Annotated in this window: 16 protein-coding genes; 12 read left to right on the top strand and 4 right to left on the bottom strand. The window is 72.7% G+C overall.

Annotated elements, in window-relative coordinates; all coding sequences use genetic code 11:
* Positions 1 to 32: 32 nt before the first annotated feature.
* Positions 33 to 914 (top strand): GNAT family N-acetyltransferase, encoded by an 882-nt coding sequence (locus ACZ4V6_RS05515; RefSeq protein WP_467822728.1) that lies wholly within the window; start codon positions 33 to 35, stop codon positions 912 to 914.
* A gap of 369 nt (positions 915 to 1,283) precedes the next feature.
* Positions 1,284 to 1,544, top strand: a complete 261-nt coding sequence (locus tag ACZ4V6_RS05510; RefSeq protein WP_467822726.1) for a hypothetical protein — start codon at positions 1,284 to 1,286, stop codon at positions 1,542 to 1,544.
* Here the strand turns inward: ACZ4V6_RS05510 and ACZ4V6_RS05505 are convergent.
* Together ACZ4V6_RS05505 and ACZ4V6_RS05500 are read right to left on the bottom strand one after the other, a co-directional pair.
* Positions 1,534 to 3,150, bottom strand: a complete 1,617-nt coding sequence (locus tag ACZ4V6_RS05505) for a carbohydrate binding domain-containing protein (protein ID WP_467822724.1) — start codon at positions 3,148 to 3,150, stop codon at positions 1,534 to 1,536. The genes ACZ4V6_RS05510 and ACZ4V6_RS05505 overlap by 11 nt on opposite strands.
* Positions 3,151 to 3,286: 136 nt before the next feature.
* On the bottom strand, positions 3,287 to 4,033 hold the full coding sequence (locus ACZ4V6_RS05500; protein WP_467822723.1) for a lytic polysaccharide monooxygenase: 747 nt from the start codon (positions 4,031 to 4,033) through the stop codon (positions 3,287 to 3,289).
* Positions 4,034 to 4,587: 554 nt separating this feature from the next.
* Between ACZ4V6_RS05500 and ACZ4V6_RS05495 the strand changes: the two genes are divergently transcribed.
* The gene (locus ACZ4V6_RS05495) at positions 4,588 to 4,713 is read left to right on the top strand and encodes a hypothetical protein (protein WP_467822721.1); all 126 of its coding nucleotides are present in this window, start codon (positions 4,588 to 4,590) and stop codon (positions 4,711 to 4,713) included.
* Between the two features lie 52 nt (positions 4,714 to 4,765).
* Positions 4,766 to 5,020 (top strand): hypothetical protein, encoded by a 255-nt coding sequence (locus ACZ4V6_RS05490; protein ID WP_467822720.1) that lies wholly within the window; start codon positions 4,766 to 4,768, stop codon positions 5,018 to 5,020.
* Between the two features lie 432 nt (positions 5,021 to 5,452).
* Here the strand turns inward: ACZ4V6_RS05490 and ACZ4V6_RS05485 are convergent, their stop codons facing one another.
* Positions 5,453 to 5,815, bottom strand: coding sequence for an STAS domain-containing protein (locus tag ACZ4V6_RS05485; RefSeq protein WP_467822718.1), 363 nt, complete (start codon positions 5,813 to 5,815; stop codon positions 5,453 to 5,455).
* Positions 5,816 to 7,282: 1,467 nt separating this feature from the next.
* On the opposite strand from ACZ4V6_RS05485, the gene ACZ4V6_RS05480 reads away from it, so the two are divergent.
* The 8 genes from ACZ4V6_RS05480 (at position 7,283) to ACZ4V6_RS05445 (ending at position 16,584) form a co-directional block, all read left to right on the top strand.
* Positions 7,283 to 9,958: a winged helix-turn-helix domain-containing protein gene (locus tag ACZ4V6_RS05480; RefSeq protein WP_467822717.1), complete on the top strand. Its 2,676-nt coding sequence runs from the start codon at positions 7,283 to 7,285 to the stop codon at positions 9,956 to 9,958.
* A 230-nt stretch (positions 9,959 to 10,188) separates the two neighbouring features.
* Positions 10,189 to 11,820, top strand: a complete 1,632-nt coding sequence (locus tag ACZ4V6_RS05475; RefSeq protein ID WP_467822716.1) for an MFS transporter — start codon at positions 10,189 to 10,191, stop codon at positions 11,818 to 11,820.
* Between the two features lie 18 nt (positions 11,821 to 11,838).
* Positions 11,839 to 12,372 (top strand): hypothetical protein, encoded by a 534-nt coding sequence (locus tag ACZ4V6_RS05470; protein ID WP_467822715.1) that lies wholly within the window; start codon positions 11,839 to 11,841, stop codon positions 12,370 to 12,372.
* A 132-nt stretch (positions 12,373 to 12,504) separates the two neighbouring features.
* Entirely contained in the window at positions 12,505 to 12,702 is a 198-nt protein-coding gene (locus ACZ4V6_RS05465; protein ID WP_467822713.1) for a hypothetical protein, read from the top strand.
* Between the two features lie 401 nt (positions 12,703 to 13,103).
* On the top strand, positions 13,104 to 13,754 hold the full coding sequence (locus ACZ4V6_RS05460; protein ID WP_467822711.1) for an HdeD family acid-resistance protein: 651 nt from the start codon (positions 13,104 to 13,106) through the stop codon (positions 13,752 to 13,754).
* A 464-nt stretch (positions 13,755 to 14,218) separates the two neighbouring features.
* Positions 14,219 to 14,683 carry an SHOCT domain-containing protein gene (locus ACZ4V6_RS05455; RefSeq protein ID WP_467822710.1) on the top strand — a complete coding sequence of 155 codons (465 nt, stop codon included), beginning with the start codon at positions 14,219 to 14,221 and terminating at the stop codon, positions 14,681 to 14,683.
* Between the two features lie 31 nt (positions 14,684 to 14,714).
* The gene (locus ACZ4V6_RS05450) at positions 14,715 to 15,161 is read left to right on the top strand and encodes a DUF7144 family membrane protein (protein WP_467822708.1); all 447 of its coding nucleotides are present in this window, start codon (positions 14,715 to 14,717) and stop codon (positions 15,159 to 15,161) included.
* A gap of 28 nt (positions 15,162 to 15,189) precedes the next feature.
* Positions 15,190 to 16,584 (top strand): diacylglycerol/lipid kinase family protein, encoded by a 1,395-nt coding sequence (locus tag ACZ4V6_RS05445; RefSeq protein ID WP_467822706.1) that lies wholly within the window; start codon positions 15,190 to 15,192, stop codon positions 16,582 to 16,584.
* 199 nt (positions 16,585 to 16,783) lie between these two features.
* Here the strand turns inward: ACZ4V6_RS05445 and ACZ4V6_RS05440 are convergent, their stop codons facing one another.
* A complete protein-coding gene (locus tag ACZ4V6_RS05440) occupies positions 16,784 to 17,827 on the bottom strand; it encodes a zinc-binding dehydrogenase (protein WP_467822704.1) in 1,044 nt (347 codons plus the stop codon).
* Between the last annotated feature and the right edge of the window lie 59 nt (positions 17,828 to 17,886).

The following is a 17,886-nucleotide window of genomic DNA, read 5'->3' as shown; positions in this document are numbered from 1 at the left end:
GGTCTTTGCCACCTCCACACGACGGAGACACCTTGTCGCTTCGTATCACCCCACTGACCGACCCCGCTCACGGGCCGCACGGCCGGCGTCTTGCGTGGCTGGCGTCCGACGCCGATTCCATCCCTGTCGGGACGGCCTTCCTGCGGCTGTTCACCGATCCTGGACAAGAGCACCTGGCCGAGCTGACCCTCCACGTCCATCCCGGGGAGCGGCGCAAGCGCGTCGGTTCCCGGCTCCTGGAGGCCGCTGTGGTCACCGCCCGGGACGATGGCCGACGCTGCGTCACCGCACAGGCCGAGGCCGGATCGCCCGGCGACCGCTTCCTGGCGGCGCGCGGTTTCCGTAAGGTCCTCACTCTGAGGTTCACCCGCTTGCCCCTGGCAGGGGTGGACACCACCGCCCTCACCGAGACCATCGAGCGTCCGCATCCCGGCTACCGGCTGACGTCATGGCAGGGAACCGTCCCCGACGGCCTCGCCGAGACGTTCGCCGCCTCGCGCCGTGCCATGGACGACATGCCCATGGACGACACCGACCACGGCACCGTGACCTGGGACGTGGACCGCGTCAGGGCCGCGGCGAGGGCCGTCGAACAGCGCGGCGACCACCTGCACACCGTCGTCGCCATCGACGCCTCCGACGGTTCGATCGCCGGGTTCACCGAACTCGTCGTCCCCGGCGACGGCACGGGTGACGGCCAGCACTACGGCACCGGTGTGCTGCCGGAGCACCGCGGGCACGGCCTCGGCCGATGGATGAAGTCCGAGTCGATCCGACAGGCCCGCGAGCGCTATCCGAACCTCGGTGGCCTCCTGACCGACACCGCTGACAGCAACACGCACATGCGACGGATCAACGACAGTCTCGGTTACACGCCCACGCACGCGACACACCAGCACCAGCTCGACCTTTAGCGGCGGGTGGACGGGCCGGGCGCAGGAGCACCACCTCGTCCGGCCCGTCGACGCTCTCGACAGATACGACACGCCCCAGAAGAGGCCGCACTCCCCGTGCCGCTGACGGGGCTCCGGGAAACGGGCCCGCACTTCCCCGGCGGGCAGACCGCCCTCCGCCTGCGCCAAGAGGTCGGCCGACGAGTCGCGCGACTCCATGAAGACCCGCCATTTCTGCTGGGGTTTCAGCCACGTGCCGACCGCCGTCGTGATCGCCACGAACACGGAAAAGGCCGGCACTCAGGTGATCAGCCGACTCCCTTTCACATCAACCAGGTTCCGGTCGGCGGCCACGACGGCGCCGACAGCGACCAGGAGGATGCGCAGCCCGTGGCAGGCAACGCCGTACGCGTGCGTGCCCACCCGCCGACGGCACAACTCCCTGCCCTCACCGTCCTTTCCGTCCTCCTCGGCGGCGGGCCGCGCCCCTTCGACGACGGCCTGCCCGTCGGCAGGTGGACACTCGTCAGCCGGTCGGCAGGCGAAGACGGCACGCTCGCGCTGGTCCACGACCGCATCCGCCGAGCCGTCCTCCACCCCCAGGGGGCGGAGGACGGCTCGGCGGCCGGGCGCTACCGGGTCAGCCGGTGAAGCCGGCCGTGATGGAGGTGAACTTCCACTCGGGCCGGTCGCGGTTGACGGCCCAGAAGGAGAGCCTGCCGATGTGGTGGGCGTTGGCCCAGTCACGGATCTGTGTCCAGATCTGCGCGGTGGTGACCTCTCCCGTGTCACTGCTGTCGTTCATGCCGGAGATGCCCACGTGGGCGTAGGCCTCCGCCTCGGACCAGCCGAAGACGGACATGAGTTTGGTCTTCAGCCCCTCGGTGGCGCGCACCGTGCTGCCGTACATGTCGGCCTGGCCACCGAAGTTGAACGGCATGATGGTGAAGTTGTCGATGTCCGCGCCGAGGGCGTGGGAGCGCTCGATGAGGCGGTTGCCCCAGGAGTTGGGGCCGGTGTTGAGCGTCGGGAAGGTGAGGATCGTCCGCAGCCCCGGGTTGTTCTGCTTGACGATCTTCAGGGCGCCGAGGATGCGGTCCTGGACCGCCGCGTTCTCGAACTCGTCGGTGTTCTCGATGTCGACGTCGATCGCCTTGAGGCCGTAGGCGTCGATCACCTTCTGGTAGGCGCCGGCCAGCGCCTCGGTGGTGGAGCAGTTGGGGCCGAGCTTGTTGCCGCTCCAGCCGCCGATGGACGGGACGACGTCGCCGCCGGCCGCCCGGACGGCCCGGATGGTCGACTCGTCCACACCGCCGGTGAGGGGGCGCTGGCTGTCCCAGGCGGGGTTGCACCCGTTCTGCGCGAGGACGAAGGCCATCGTGTACCACTTGATGCCGGTGGCCCTCATGACCTCGGTCGCGCTGGGGGGATTGCCCCAGCCGAGGTAGAGGTACGGCGCGGCCTGGACGAAGCGGTCCCCGCCCTCGCCCTTGTCGCCCGTCCTCGCGGTGACGACCGCGGAATCCGCGGACACGTTGCCCGCCCGGTCCTTCGCCCGCACGGTGAAGCGGTACTCGGTGCTGGGCGTCAGGCCGGAGACGGTCGCGGTGGTGCCGGTCACCGAGGTGGCCAGGGCCCCGTCGCGGTAGACGTCGTAGCCGGTGACACCGACGTCGTCGGTGGAGGCGTTCCAGGCGAGCGAGACGCTGGTCGCTGACGTCGCGGTGGTCCGCGGGGAGCCCGGGACGGAGGGGGCCTCGCGGTCGTCGGTGCCGCCGGGGCCCTCCAGGCCGATGTCGTCGGCGTAGTAGGTGCCCTGGCCGTACCAGCCGTGCAGGTAGACCTCGGCGGTGCGCTGGGAGGCGCCGGTGGTGAAGGTGACCTTCAGCTGCTTCCAGTCGGGGGCGGAGGCGGCCCAGGTGGACGTGCCGCCGTTGACGCCGAGGTACACGTAGCTGCCGCGCACCCAGGCCGACAGGGTGTACTGGGTGTTCGGCTGGACGACGACGGTCTGTGCGCACCGGGCGTTGTCGGCGGCGCTCACCGCGCCCGCCAGCGCCTTGGTGCCGCCGTGCACGGGGTTGCCGACGACCGATCCGGTTCCGCCCGAGCAGGACCAGTCCTGGAGGCTGCCGGACTCGAAACCGGGGTTGGACAGCAAGTTGGCCGTCTGCGCGGCGGAGGGGGTGGCCAGCGCGCCGGCGCCGCCGAGCAGAGGGGCGACGGAGCAGGCGAGCATTCTGTGTCGGACTCTCATGGCGAGGGCTCCTGGTGGAGGTGGAGGACGCGGCCGGCGGAGCGGAGGTGCGGTCGGGGCACGAGGGTGCGCGCCGGGCCTGCGCGCACCCGGGTGGGCACGCGCAGGCCCGGCCGTACCTGACGACACGTCGGTGTCAGCAGGCCCCGAGGTCTTCCCAGACGCCCCACTGGCCGGTGGTTCCGGGCTCCTCGCCCGTCACCCACCACTTGGCGCGCCAGTTGCGGCCGTTGTGCGAGACGGTCTCACCGCCGTTGTAGACGGTGCCGGAGCTCCAGGGCGCCGCCGCGCAGTCAGTGGACCCGCCACCGCCACCGCCACCGCCGTCCCCGCCACCGGTGCCGCCGCCTCCGCCACCACCGCCGGTGCCGCCGATGTTGACGTCGATGCAGGCGTAGAAGGCGTTGGCGGTGTCCGCGATGTTCCAGACGGCGAGTACTTTCTGACGGCCGGTGAAGTTCCCGAAGTTCACCTGGTGGCTGACCTCCGCGGGGGGCAGGGCGCCCCGCCCGGGGAACTCGGCGATCTTCTGGTTGCCGATGAAGTACTGCCAGTTGGAGGTGGCGTGGCGTGCCTCGATGCGCCAGGTGAAGGTCTGGTCGGTGGCGACCGGCGAGACCCTCCAGGGCTTGCTGTCGTCGTCCAGGTCCGCCCACCGGGCGTCACCGCCGCTGCAGTTGCGGAGCCCCTTGGGACCCTCGACGCTCGCCGGCTCCCACTTGATCTGGCCGCAGTTGACCACACGCGACGCACACTGGTCCTGCCGGCTGTTCGGCGTGACCACCCAGCCGTGGGCGTTCGCCGTACCCGCCGGCAGACTGACGGCGATCAGCGGGGCGACCAGCGCCCCGACCGCGACGGCCGCTCTTCTTTTCATGTTCATGACATTCCTATCCCTTCGGTCCACGTCGAACCAGCCCGCCCCGGAACACGACGTTGCCGATCAGGCAACCCCACGCAGGTCTAGACCTACGCGCGCAGGTCTAGACCTTAGCGCCGCAGCAGGCGCCGTCAAGGGGGCCGACCGGCCAAGTCGGTTGCCACGACGGCCGGTTCCGTACGGAGGTTCAGGGGTGGGGGACGCGGAACAGCGGGACGGGGTGCCTCGCTGGAGGAGGACCGCGAACCACCGCCGCCCGGGAACGAGCGGCCGCGGCCGGCGTTCACCTGCCGGCGTCCGGCGCTCGCCCTCGACTCACGGGTCGCGCTGACCCTCCGGGCGGTCAGCGGGCTCACCACCCGGGCGATCGTCCGTGCCTCTCCGGTCGGCGAGAACACCGTGTCACAGCGGATCCCGCGAGCCACGCGCAAGATCGCGACGGCCGGAATCCCCTACCGGGTGCCGCCGGGCACACGCCGAGCGACGGCGGCATCGTCCGCGACGTCCCCGCCGAGGAGGCCGTCGGGCCGGCCCGGCACGGCCCGGACGGCGGGCTCGTGACACCGGACGTCAGGACCGGACGCACCGGGGTCATGGGCTCACCGGAGGAGCTGTCGGCGTACGGCGAGGCGTGTGCCGGGCTGCACGCGGCGCGGTTCGCGGTGGCGGCGGCGGTCGGTTGATCGGCTTCGCAGTGGCCCGTGCCGCATGCTGTGCGGCACGGATGACGCGGTCATGAAGAACTGCTGGGTTCCGTCGGTCGCCCTGCGGGTGGGGGTGGCGGACGTCGGTCCCGCCGCGCTGCCCCTCGACGCCTCGGGCCGGGTGCGCGCAGACGCGGACATGGTCTTCCACGGGCAGCTCCACCATCCGTCGGGGGCGGTGGGCTACGGCTCCTCGGGTCTGGCGCTCGCTCTCCACTGGGTCGAGCCGGTGGCCGAGCGGATCGTGACAGCCGGACCGGCGGACCGGCGGACGGCGGCGCGTTGAGGGCGGTCGCCCCGGACGGGACGGCTGTCGTCTCGTCCACCGTGGAGCGGACGGGCGGCGCGTCCACCGTCGCCTTCGGGGAGTTCTTCCCCGCCGCTGCTCCCCTTCAAGGCGGACGGCCCGTGGACGCTCAAGACCACGGAACTCGGCGGCCGGGAGAACCGACGAGATCGTGCACGGTAGGCGGTGAGACGTCGTGGGCCGCGGTGGGGCTTGCGGTGCCGTTCGCGCGTCTCCTCGCACCGGTCCGGGCGTTCCTCTTGAACGTGCGGTGCGGTGGCGTCACCAAGCGCCCGCCGGTTGGACTCCCAGGCCTTGGTGGCCGGCGTCCGCGAGGATCTCCCCTGCGGGCCCGCCGTCCAGGAGCCCGCCCAGCCCTGTCACCCGGGCTGCTGTCGGTGCCACCAGCGGTGACGCGGCCCGGTGCTCTCTTCAGAGCCGCTCAGGGGCCGCCTGCCGGACGCCGACGGACGGTGTGCCGGGGAGCAGACGGACGAGGTCGAAGGCGGCAGGGCGCAGGTCGGCGGCCAGGCGCAGCAGTCGTAGCGGCTGGGGGCGCAGTCCGGTCACGGTCGTCCGGCGGCCCGGGCCGCTCCCGGGCCGGAGGGGGGTGAACAGGAGGTGGAGGCCGGCGACGTCCATGAAGGCCGTGTGGTTCAGGTCCCACTCCAGGTCGGTCACCTGCGGCGGTAGCGCGTCGGCGGCGGTACGCAGCGGGAGCAGGGTGTCGTAGTCGATGTCCCCGCGCACCGTGATGCGTGCAGACGTGCCGTCGACGGTGGTGGTGATGTTCATGTTGGGCGCGCCCCCTTCCGGGGGTTGGTGAGCCCAAAGGCGAAACACCCCCGGAAGGGGGCGGACGACGATGGCGGGGAGCCGGGTGCCCGGGAGGGGGGCAACGCCCGGTTCCCCGAAAGGCCGCCACGCGCAGGCGCCGGCCGGTCTCGTTGTCGGTCCACCGTCGCACACTCCCGCCCCGATCCACGACTCCCCGCGAGGAGGAATATTTCACGCAGCCCGCGCCACCGGCTCTGTCGCCGTCCGTCGCGCGGGACGAGGCCACTGCGCGAGGACGGAGCCGATCTCGATGCCGGGAATGCGGATCGGTGAGTACCAGGCGACCAGGCCGGTCACCGAGGCGGCGGTCAAGGCGGGGGCGGTCACCGTGGCGGTGCCTCAGGGGCCGGCGCCGTCCCTGCGCCGCAGGAAGGTGGAGCAGCGCCGGGCGGGCCGTGTCGCGCGAGGCCCCGCCCCGACGCCACCTGTGACGCCGCCCCGCGGCACGGGCAGGGGCCCGGCGGCCTGACCGATCACGCTCCGCAGCGGCTGACACCCGACATGCGCGTTACTCCGTACGGCCGCACACTGAATGGTGCCGCGGAGTTCAAGCAGGTAGCTCCTTCCCACTCTCGCTGGGAGGTCCCGTGCTCTTGATCGCTCTTTGCACACCGCTTGCGATGTTCCTGCTGCTCTTCGGAATGGACGCTTACGAGGACTTCTTGGCACCACCTCGTGAGTCCGACGAGACGGAAACGCCCTGACGGCCCGCGACGGGCGCCACCGCGTCCACGACAGCCGACGCAACCGCTCGGGGACGGACGGACGTCCGTGCCGAGCTTGTGGTGGGCGGGGACGTCGAGGTGCCCGGAGGCGTCACCGCGGGCGTGGCCGGCGACGCCACGGACGAGAAGCCGGGGGTACGAGCGGGACGCCCGCTCGGACGAGTCCCGGTCGCACCGGCGCCCGGGCAGGAGGGTGGCCGCCGCCGCGCAGGACAGGTCGTGCTGCTTCGGGGTCCTCCCCCGCGGCTTCACCTTTCAGGAACCATGACCGGGGGCGACAAAGTCGCCGCGCTCTCTGTCCGCGTGCCTGCGGTGACCGTCGAAGCGATACTGGTGGCAGTCGGGGGCGCGGAGGAAGCCCGCGTCACCGCGAGGACGCCGCCGCCGTGGGAAGGGGCGTCACGATGTGCCGCTGGATCGCCCGCTCGGACACACGCATCCTCCTCGGTCAGGTCATGTTCCCCCCGGAGCACTCCCTGACCGGCCAGGGCCCGCGGTCCCGCACGGGTGCGGGGACGACCGACGGTGACGGCTCCCACACCGGCTGCTCCCCGCGGGAAACCTTCGGTTCGGTGGTCCCGCGGGGTGCCGGCCCGGCCCGGAAGGACCGCGATCCGCAGGAGGCCGCCCCTCACACGCGCGCGCTCCGCGGGTTCCGGCCCGTGCACGACGACGGCCCGCGTCCGATGCGGTGAGGACCGTGGAAGCGACCGGCGCCAGGAACCGCATACCGGCCGATACGGGCACCGACCCGCTGGGCGACCCGTTGCTGCGCACGCGGTTCGCCCTCCCCTCGCGGCCTGCCACGTTCTTGCGGCGACAGCGGCTCGTCGCGCATCTGGATGACGCCCTGCGCACTCCGCTGACGCTGGTCGACGGTTCGGCCGGCGCCGGCAAGACACTCCTGACGGCCGACTGGGCCGCGGGTCTGCGGGTGCCGGTCGCCTGGCTGACCGTCGAGGACGGGGATCACCGGCCCGGGGTCTTCTGGGCCTACGTCTTCGAGTCCCTGCGCGTGTGCGGGGCACGGGTGACCGCCGTCGGGGCGCCTGCGGACCCGGGCGGCGTGGGACGCGGGCTGCTGGCCTCGCTCGCCGCCGAACTGAACGCCCGCGACCGGCCCGTGGTCCTCGTGCTCGACGAGTACGACCGGATGACCGCCCCCGAGGTCGCGGAACAACTGGAGTTCGTCCTGCACCACGCCGGCCAGGGGCTGCGCCTCGTCCTCGTCACCCGCACCGAACCGCTGCTCCCCCTGCACCGTTACCGTGCCGCCGGCGAGCTGACCGAGATTCGCGGCGCCGAACTGTCCTTCACCCCCGAGGAAGCCGACGCGCTGCTGCGGCTGCACGGACTGCGCCTCCCCGCAAGCGCCACGTCCGCCCTGGTGGACCGTACCCGGGGCTGGGCCGCCGGGCTGCGGCTGTCCGCCCTGGCGGCCCGGGAGAGCACCGATCCCGAGCAGTATCTGAAGGAGTTCGAGGCGGACCACAGTACGGTCGCGGACTTCCTGCTGGCCGAGGTCCTGAAGTGCAGGACGGAGGAGGTGCAGGACCTACTGATGCGGGTCAGCGTCCTGGACCGCTTCTGCCCGGACCTGGCGGACGCCCTGACCCTGCGGACCGACGCCGAACCCCTCCTCGCCGGGCTGCACCGGGAGAACGCGTTCATCGAGCGGCTCGGGCACTCCTGGTACCGGCTGCACCCGCTGTTCCGGGAGATACTCCGGGCCCACCTGCGCGAACGCATGCCCGGTGCGGAACCGGAGCTGCACCTGCGGGCCGCACGCTGGCTGCGCCGTTCCGGCTTCCTCCCGGAGACGCTCGCCCATGGCGCCGCCGGCGGCGACTTCGATCTGGCCGCCGGCGCGCTCGTCGACAACCTCGCGATCGGCCAACTCTTCACGGGCCTGCGCGCGGACGCTCTGGCCCAGCTCTTCGCCGGCATGGGCCCCGGCGCCGAAAGCCCGGCGAGCGACCTCGTGCGGGCGGCCGGCGCGCTGACCCGGCGCGACCTCGCTCACGGCCTGCCCCGGTTGCGACGGGCGCAGGAGCAGCTCTCCGCCGCCGAGGACTCCCCCGGCCTGGCGGCGGCCCGGCTGAGCTGCGTGCTGCTGGAAGCGTTCGCCGCCCGGCTCACCGGATGTCCGAAGAGGGCCGAGCAGGCCGCCGCGGCCGCCGAGGAGCTGCGACGGTCCCTGCCGGACCGCCTGCTGGACGAGCACCCGGAACTGACCGCCCTGCTGATGACCCATGTGGGTTCGGCCCGGCTGTGGGAGGGGCGCTTCGACGACGCACGCTCCGTGCTGACCCGCGTGACCGGTGTACCGGGCGGGTCCGCCACCGTCCTGCCCCGAGCGGAGTCGATGGGGCACCTGGCCCTGCTCGACTACCTGAACGGCTGGCCCGGCCGCGCGGAGCACAGGGCTCTGGCCGCGGTGTCGGAGGCGGAGCGGGCGGGTCTGCCCCAGCCTCCCGGCGCGGGCCTCGGCCGGCTGGTCCTGGCCGCGGTGGCCGTGGACCGTCAGGAACTGGGCCGGGCCCGGGCCCTGCTCGACGAGACGGCCCGGCTGCCGGCGCGGGAGCACGATCCGGTGGCGACGGCGGGGCGGGCCTTCGTCATGTCGCGCCTCCTCCTCGACGACGGTGAAACGCACGCCGCCGTCGAGGCGGCGGAGCAGGCCGTGTCCACGGCCGTGGCCTCCCCTTGGGCGGAGAGTCACGCGGCGGTCGTCCGCTCCGCCGCCTGTCTGGCCGACGGACGTCCGGACGAAGCCGTGCGGCTCCTCCACGGCGTCTCCAGCGGCCAACCGGTGTGCGCCGTGGAAGCGGCGGCGATCCAGGTCGCGGCAGGACGTCCTCGGGCAGCGGCCGAACTGCTCGGCGCCATCCGTGCCGAGGGACGCGCCGGCCCCGCCGTGAGCGTGGGGGCGGCACTGGTGCGAGCCCGGGCAGCGCAGGAGTCGGGACACACGGCCACCGCCCGCACACTCGTCGCGCGGGCCCTTCTGGACGCCCGGCGCGAGCGTCTGCGGCGTCCCTTCCTCCAGGGAGGGGACTGGATCAAGCCGCTGCTGGCCGCAGCGTCGCTGCGCGAACTCGCCGAGGGCTGGCTCCTGCCCGGCCGGCCACGAGGGCACGGCGAGCCACCGCGGCCCGCGCCCGGTCCCGCGCCCCTGGTGGCGGTGGAGCTGAGCGGCCGCGAGCGTGACGTCCTGCGGCGACTGGCCCGCGTGATGACCACGGAGGAGATCGCGGCCGATCTGCACGTGTCGGTCAACACGGTCAAGACCCACCTCAAGAGCGTGTACCGGAAGCTGGCGGTGAACCGGCGCGGCGACGCGGTGCGACGCGCGCGCGATCTCGGCCAACTGTGAGAGGGCGCCCGGGAGGACGTGCGCTCCGGCCCCGCTCGCCGTGAGCACGCCATGACCGTGCCGGAGCGGACCTCCCCCGCGGGGGGTGAGGCGCGCGGCGCCGCACTCGGTTCCGATGGAAGGAGCGTACGCCGGAACGCGGTGACGGGAACGGTGCGGCACGGAGCCGCTTCGCGGCCGGAACGTCTCCGCCCCGGTGCACCGAGGTCGACTGGGCGAGGTGGGACGACGTGAAGCACTGGCGGGCTCTGGTGGTCCTCGGGACGGCCCAGTTCCTGATGGTTCTGGACACCTCCGTCATGAACGTGTCCATCAGTCAGCTGGTCGAGGACTTCGACACGGAGGTCACCGCCATCCAGGCCGTCATCACCTTGTACGCGCTGGTCATGGCGGCGTTCATGCTCATCGGCGGGCGGCTCGGCGACATCCTGGGGCGGCGCCGCATGTTCCTCGCGGGACTGACCGTGTACGGGACGGGATCGGCCGTGACCGCCGTGGCGCCCTCCCTGTGGGTGCTGACGCTGGGCTGGTCCGTCGTCGAAGGGCTCGGGGCGGCCATGGTGCTGCCGGCCATGGCGGCCTTGGTCGCGGAGTCGTACCGCGGACGGGACCGGGCCGTCGCCTATGCGGTCGTCGGCGGCCTCGCCGGAGCCGGGATCGCGGTCGGTCCGCTGCTCGGCGGCTGGATGACCACGTACCTCACCTGGCGGCTGGTCTTCGCGGGCGAGGTCCTGGTGGTCGTGGCCGTGCTGCTGTGCCGGCGGGCGATCGCGACACCCGCCCCGGCCGGCCCCCGGCCCCGGCTGGACGCGGTGGGCGCGGTGCTTTCCGCCGCCGGGCTGGGACTGGGTGTGCTCGGGGTGCTGCAGAGCAGCACCTGGGGCTGGGTGGAGCCCCGCAATCCGCCTTTCACCGTCCTCGGCTTCTCCCCCACCCTGTTCGTCGTCGGCGCCGGAATGGGTGTGCTGGCCGTCTTCCGGTTCTGGGAGCGGCGGCGCGAGGACCGGGGCGCGGACCCTCTGGTGCACCTGTCTCTGCTGGGCAGGCCGGTGCTCCGGGCCGGCCTGACGACGCTGCTGAGCCAGAACCTCATCCTCCTCGGTCTGTTCTTCGCCATCCCGCTGTACCTGCAGGTGGTGCAGGGCTTCGACGCCTTCGAGACGGGACTGCGCCTGCTGCCGGTGTCGGCCACCATGCTGGTGACCTCTCTGTGCGGGTCCTCGCTGGGGCGCAGGGTGGGGCCGCGCAGGGTGGTGCGGCTCGCCCTGACGATTCTGGCCGCGGCCGTCGTGTGGCTGCTGGCCACCATCGACCCGGTCATCGACGACGCGCAGTTCGCCGGAGCGATGGCCGTGCTGGGCGTCGGCGTCGGCCTCCTCGCCTCACAGCTCGGCAACATCGTCCAGTCCGGCGTCGGCGAGGACGAGCGCAGCGAGGCCGGAGGGCTTCAGTTCACGGCCCAGAACCTCGGCTCGGCGCTGGGCACCGCCCTCATCGGCTCGATCCTGGTCGGCGCGCTGGCAGGCGCCTTCACCACCCGGGTGGCGGACGACCCGCGGCTGTCCCCGGCGGTCCGTGAACAGGTCGGGATCCGCCTGGAGGCCGGCGTCACCTTCGTCTCCACCGAACAGGTGCGTTCCGCGGCCGAGCGGGCCGGACTGCCACCGGCTGAGGTCGACGCCGTCACCGAGTCCTACGCCTCCGCTCAACTGGCCGGGCTGAAGGCGGCGATCCTCGCCACGGGAGGCGTCGCGCTCGCCGGTTTCCTGGTCACCACGCACCTGCCGACCGCTCGGGCGGGCCGCCCGGCCGAATCCGCCCCCGGCACCGCTCCGGCGGGGACGACCGGGCCGGCGGACTGAGCCCGGAAGGGGACGCTGGTGTCCAGAGGGACGAACAGGGCCGGGCGGGCCACGGCCCGGCGGGAGCGCCGGGCCGACCGCCGGTCCCACGCGGACTACACCGGCGGCGTCTACGGCTCCATGCTCGCGGCCTCCGTCGTCATCGGCGCCGGCTCCCTGGGCTCCTTCCCCCGTGCCGAGCTGGTCCTGTTGCTGTTGCTCACCAGCCTGGTGTTCTGGGTCGCCCACGTCCACGCCGAGCTGTTCGGAGCGCGCCTCGCCCGGCATCCCCCCGGCCGTCGGGTGATCCTGCGCGTGTGCCGTGACGAGTGGCCGATCGTCAAGGCCGCCGTACCGCCGGCCGCGGCCATCGCCGTCAGTCCCCTGCTGGGGCTGGACGTCCAGGGCTCCCTGTGGCTGGCGTTGTCCGTCGCCGTCGCCGGGCAGGTGGGCTGGTCCGTCGCCGCGGCGCACCGCGCGGGCGCCTCACGACGGCTGATGGCCATCACCGCGACGGTCAACGTACTGCTCGGTCTGGTGATCGTCGTCCTCAAGATCGCGCTGACGCACTGAGCACCGCGGTCGAAGTCACCTGTGCCGGGTGAGGTCACCGGAGGACGACGGGGCGCACGATCGTCGCAGAGAGCACCGTCCGTCCCAAAGCCGCGGGCGGTGGCCCGAGCCCGGTCGGTGGAAGGACCGCTCGTGCGCTACGAGATCCGAGTCGAGGGACACCTGTCGGAGACGCTGACCAAAGCGTTTCCGGAACTGGAACACGTGGTGATGTCGGGCCAGACCGTCCTGTTCGGCACGGTGATCGACGAGGCTCAGCTGTACGGGCTGCTCGCACGCTGCCAGTCCCTGGGCCTGCGTGTGCTGGAGATGCGGCAGCTTCCGGAATGACGCCGGCGGACGGAGTGCGCCGGTGTGCTCGTTGCGCTCGGATCGGCCTCGCGGACCGGACCGTGATCCGGCCGGAGCGGCAGGCCGTCCGCAGGGCCCTGCGGCGCTGCGCCCCGGCGGGAACGGAGCCGGCCACGGGCCGGTCCGGACGGAACCCGGTCCCTGTCGTCCGTGGTTCTCCCGCTCGTCCCGACGTCCCTCCGTCACACAGGGCCCGGGGGACCCGTCGCTCCCGACGACCACGTCACCCTCCCGGCAGCACGACGGGATCACCCCTGGCGGGTGATCCCGTCCCTCGATGCCGGCCCCCACCGTGGAACGGACGGGTACCCGCGTCCCGGCGCTCACCGACCGTCCCGTCGGCGGTCCGGCGACGACCGGCCGATCCTCGAGGAGGCGCCATGACCGTGCCGCGTGACCCGCTGGAGCCCGAGGGGCGGGGAGACGAGTCCGGCAGGGCGGCCTCCGGAGCGATGGGCGATCCCGCACACGCCCTCGCCGGTCTGGGCCGTTCCTGGACCTGGCTCATGGGGACGGCCGTCGTCACGCTGGTGCCGGGCGTCCTGATCCTGGTCTGGCCGGAGGCGACGCTGCATGTCCTGGCCGTCCTGATCGGCCTGTACCTGCTGCTGACCGGAGCGTTCCGGTTCGTGGCCGTCTTCGCGCGCGAAGGACACGAGAGACTGCCCGGGCTGCTGCTGTACGTGCTGGCCGGGGTGCTGTGTCTGCGCAACCCGCTGCAGACCGTCGCCGCGCTCTCGCTGATCACCGGCATGGTGTGGCTGGTGTCCGGCATCCTCACCCTCTACACCGCCCTCGTCGCCGAGAACCTGCCGCACCGCGGCCTCGTCATGGGGGTGGCGGTACTCGCCGTCGTCGCGGGGATCGTGGTCCTCGCCCTGCCCGCCGAATCGGCCCGCGCCCTGACGCGGCTGCTCGGCCTCTGGCTGGTCCTGCTCGGCCTGGCCGAGGCGGTGGTCGCCCTGGGCCTGCGGTCCGCACTCCGCGGGGCAGGTCCCCCGAGGCCGGACGCACCCGCTGCCACGGCCTGACCGCGGACCCGCGCGAGGAACGACGATGGCCCCCACCGCCCCCTCCGGCCCGCACGGCTCCGCACGACGGCCGCCCGGCCGGGCCCTGCACCGGGGCGGCGCGGACACCGGGTCCGCCGGACGCCTGCCGGCGAAGCACCGGACGTGGGTCACCGGCGTCGTGACAGCGGCGGGAGCGCTGGCTCCGGTGCTCTGGAACCACCCCCACGGCCGCCGCCGTCGCGCTCGTCCTCGGGATCACCTCGGCCGTCCTGATCGTCCTGGCGGTCCTCGCGGCAGCCGCCGGTCCGGGGCGTCCGTCGACGCACCGATCGGTCCCGTGAACGAGCGCGGCGTTTCCGGGCAGGGCGCCCGTGGTGGCGACCACACTCACCCGTGCCGGGTGATGCCGGACGGCGGACTCCGTGACCACCCTGAAGTCGGTACGGCACGACGGCCGTGCTCTGCCGGGACGGAGAACGGACATGAGCGCACAGACCTACCTGGCGTACGACTACCCGCTGCTGGGTGCCTTCTGGACCATGCTGATCCTCTTCCTGTGGATCATGTGGTTCATCCTGCTCTTCCGGATCATCACCGACATCTTCCGCGACGACGGGCTGAGTGGCTGGGCGAAGACCGGCTGGCTGGTGTTCTGCATCCTCCTGCCCTTCCTCGGCGTGTTCGTCTACGTGATCGCCCGCGGCAAGAACATGGGGCGCCGGGAGACCGCGCGGGCCCGTGCCCAGCAGGAGGAGTTCAACGCCTACATCAGGAAGACCGCGACCGGCGGGCCCAGCAGCGTCGACGAGTTGGCCCGGCTCTCCGAGATCCGGGACCGGGGCGCCATCACGGAAGAGGAGTTCCGCAGGGCGAAGGAACTGGTCCTGTCCGGTCAGGGCCCGGCAGCACGCACGGACACGGTAGGCACCGGCACCTCCGCGCACTGAAACACCCGCATCACACGAAACGAGGTCCGAGATGACCGCGACACACACCCGCCCGGCACACACCGCGAGGCAGGAATGGGCGACCGGCCTGACCGTTTTCGCCGCCGTGATGCTCTTCCTCGCCGGTCTGCTCACTCTGTTCCGGGGCATCATGGCCATCGCCGAGGACGACGTCTTCGTCACCACGCCCAACTACGTCTTCGCGTTCGACCTGACCAGCTGGGGCTGGATCCACCTCGTCCTGGGCGTGCTCGCCATGATCGTCAGTGCCGGGCTGCTCAAGACGGCGACGTGGGCACGCGTCACCGGCGTCGCCATCGCGGGGCTCGTGATCATCGCCAACTTCCTCTCCCTGCCGTACTACCCGGTGTGGTCCGTCGTCATGATCACCATGTCCGGTTTCGTCATCTGGGCCCTGTGCGTGGTGCAGCGCGACGGCAATCTGTACGACCTGTCCGGGGAGCGCCGGCCGCGATAGGGACGGGGCAGGGAAGAAGGGCCGGCAGGTGGGCTCACGAGGTGACGGGCCGAGCGCACCACGAGCGGCGGGCGTCCGGGGCGAGGGCAGTGCCGCGCACGCCCGCGTCGCCCTGCTGCTCCTGCTGGGCGGCGTCCTGGTACCACTCGTCGCCGCCGGTCTGCGCAGCGTGCTGTGGGCGCTGATCGGCGTCGCGGGACTCGCGCTCGCAGCCGTCGGCGTGTGGTGGACCCTGGCGCATACCGGAATCGTCCGCGCGGTCGGAACGGTGCTGTCGGTGGCCGTACCGGTCGCCGTCCTCGTGCTCTACGCCACGGCCGGCCTGCTGGGCCCCGCCCTGCTGTCGCTGGGCCTGCTGGCACTGGCCGTCACCGCTGCACGCTCGGCCCAGGCCCCCGCTCCCACCGTCTCCGAACGGGTCGCCGTGGCACCCCGCCACCCCTGGGTGCTCATGAACCGCCGGTCCGGCGGCGGCAAGGTGGACCGGTTCCACCTGGTGGACAAGGCACGGGCCGCGGGCTGCCGCGTGCACGTGCTCGGCCCCGGCCAGGACGCCACCACGCTGGCCCGGCAGGCCGTCGCCGACGGAGCCGACCTGCTGGCGGTGGCGGGCGGCGACGGCACCCAGGCGCTGGTCGCCGATGTCGCCGCCCGCCACGACGTGCCCTTCGCGGTGATTCCGGCCGGCACCCGCAACCACTTCGCCCTCGACCTCGGTCTCGACCGCGACGACCCGGTGGGGGCCCTGGAAGCCCTGACCGGAGGTGTCGAGATCCGCGTCGACCTCGGATACGCCGCGGACCGCGTCTTCGTCAACAACGCCTCGTTCGGCACGTACGCGTCCGTCGTCTCCGACCCCGCCTACCGGGCCGCGAAAGCCCGTACGGTCTGGCAGACCCTTCCCGGACTGCTCACCGGCGAGAACGCACCCGCGCTGCGGATGACGGCCGACGGGCGGCGCCTCGCGGGCCTCCAGGCGCTGCTCGTCAGCAACAACCCCTACGGACGCGTCGTCGACGCGGCGCACCCGGGGCGCAGGGAGCGGCTGGACACGGGACTGCTGGGTGTGGCGTGCGTCCGGGTCGGCAGCACCGTCCAGGCCGCGCGCCTGGCGAGCCGACCGCGTTCGGGGGGTCTCGTCCGGCTCAGCGCCGGCGAGGTCGCCGTCGAGACCGACACCGCCACCATGCCGGTCGGCATCGACGGGGAGCACGTCGTCCTGCCGTCTCCCGTGGTGTGCCGTAGTGCGCCTGGAGCCCTCAGGGTCCGCGTGCCGCACCGGCGCCCCGGCAGGCCGAGAACGGAGGGGGTGGCGGCCGACTGGCCGCGTGTGGCCCGGCTGGCGATGGGACGTCCGCTTCCCGCCAGGAGGAACCGGGCGGACGCACGGACCGGGCGCCCGCGGCTCGCAAGCGGCCCGTAGCACGGACGGAGCCGCCGGAGCGACGGTCCGGACGGAGCCGCCGGAGCGACGGTCCGGACCGGCAGGGCGGCACGAGGGGGCGACGTCACCGTTCTCGACGAGGGGTCCTCGTGGGAGAACCGCGCACAGGCGCCGTTCCCGGCGTCGATCCGGAGCTGTCGTGGACCGCGCCCCCTCACCCCTTGCGGATGCCCCCGGGTCAGGGCTCGACGAGGACCTTGAGGCTCTTGCGGTCGGCCATGTCCCGGTACCCGGCGGGGACGCCGTCGAGGTCGGTGGTGGCGTCGAAGACCTTCCCGGGCTCGATGGTGCCCTCGAGGATGGCGGGCATCAGTTCCTCGATGTAGGCGCGCACGGGTGCGGGTCCGCCCGCGAGGCGGATGTTGTGGCGGAAGAGGCTGCCGAAGCCGATCGGTGCCTCCTCGTACTGGGGCACGCCGACGCGGCTGATCACGCCGCCGGGGCGGACGACACCGAGGGCCTGCTGGTAGGCGGGCATGTTGCCGACGGCCTCCAGGACCACGTGCGTGCCGTGCCCGCCGGTCAGTCCACGGACCGCCTCGATGCCTTCCTCGCCGCGGGCCGAGACGACGTCGGTGGCGCCGAACTCGCGGCCCAGGTCCGTGCGTGCCGGGTGACGGCCCATGAGGATGATCTGTTCCGCTCCCAGGCGCTTGGCCGACAGGACTGCGAGCAGGCCGACGGCGCCGTCACCGATCACGGTGACGCGGGTGCGATCGCTGACACCGCCCGTCACGGCGGCGTGGTAGCCGGTGCCGAAGACGTCGGAGAGGGTCAGCAGGGACGGGACGAGGGCGGAGTCCGCGGCGACGGGCAGCCTGACGAGGGTCCCGTCGGCCAGCGGCACACGGACCGCCTCGGCCTGGCCGCCCTCCTCCGCCTCGCCGTCCCAGAAGTTCGCCTGGGGGTGGGAGCAGGAGGTGTGCAGGCTCTCGCGGCAGAACTCACAGGTGTTGTCGGAGATCGCGAACGGGGCCACGACCAGGTCGCCGCGCTCGACGGTGCTCACCTCCGAACCGGTGTCCTCGACGATGCCGATGAACTCGTGGCCCATCCGTGCGGGTCCGTCCTCGGGCTTCATCGAGGCGTACGGCCACAGGTCGCTGCCGCAGACGCAGGAGGCGGTGATGCGGACCAGTGCGTCGGTGGGGTGCTTGATGACGGGGTCGGGGACGTTCTCGACACGGACGTCGCCGGCGCCGTACATGAGGGTCGCGCGCATGAGTGGTGCTCCGTTTCCAGGTGATGCGTCGATGTGGGTGGGTTGATCGTTTGCCGGTG

Source organism: Streptomyces sp. NPDC029152, assembly GCF_055564355.1.
This window is presented reverse-complemented; position numbering and strand designations above follow the sequence as displayed.

What these genes read in the sequence shown, in the direction of transcription:
- ACZ4V6_RS05505 (WP_467822724.1), bottom strand. Translation starts at nt 3,150, where the DNA reads ATGAGAGTCCGACACAGAATGCTCGCCTGCTCCGTCGCCCCTCTGCTC.
- ACZ4V6_RS05500 (WP_467822723.1), bottom strand. Translation starts at nt 4,033, where the DNA reads ATGAACATGAAAAGAAGAGCGGCCGTCGCGGTCGGGGCGCTGGTCGCC.
- ACZ4V6_RS05490 (WP_467822720.1), top strand. Translation starts at nt 4,766, where the DNA reads ATGAAGAACTGCTGGGTTCCGTCGGTCGCCCTGCGGGTGGGGGTGGCG.
- ACZ4V6_RS05485 (WP_467822718.1), bottom strand. Translation starts at nt 5,815, where the DNA reads ATGAACATCACCACCACCGTCGACGGCACGTCTGCACGCATCACGGTG.
- ACZ4V6_RS05460 (WP_467822711.1), top strand. Translation starts at nt 13,104, where the DNA reads ATGACCGTGCCGCGTGACCCGCTGGAGCCCGAGGGGCGGGGAGACGAG.
- ACZ4V6_RS05455 (WP_467822710.1), top strand. Translation starts at nt 14,219, where the DNA reads ATGAGCGCACAGACCTACCTGGCGTACGACTACCCGCTGCTGGGTGCC.
- ACZ4V6_RS05450 (WP_467822708.1), top strand. Translation starts at nt 14,715, where the DNA reads ATGACCGCGACACACACCCGCCCGGCACACACCGCGAGGCAGGAATGG.
- ACZ4V6_RS05440 (WP_467822704.1), bottom strand. Translation starts at nt 17,827, where the DNA reads ATGCGCGCGACCCTCATGTACGGCGCCGGCGACGTCCGTGTCGAGAAC.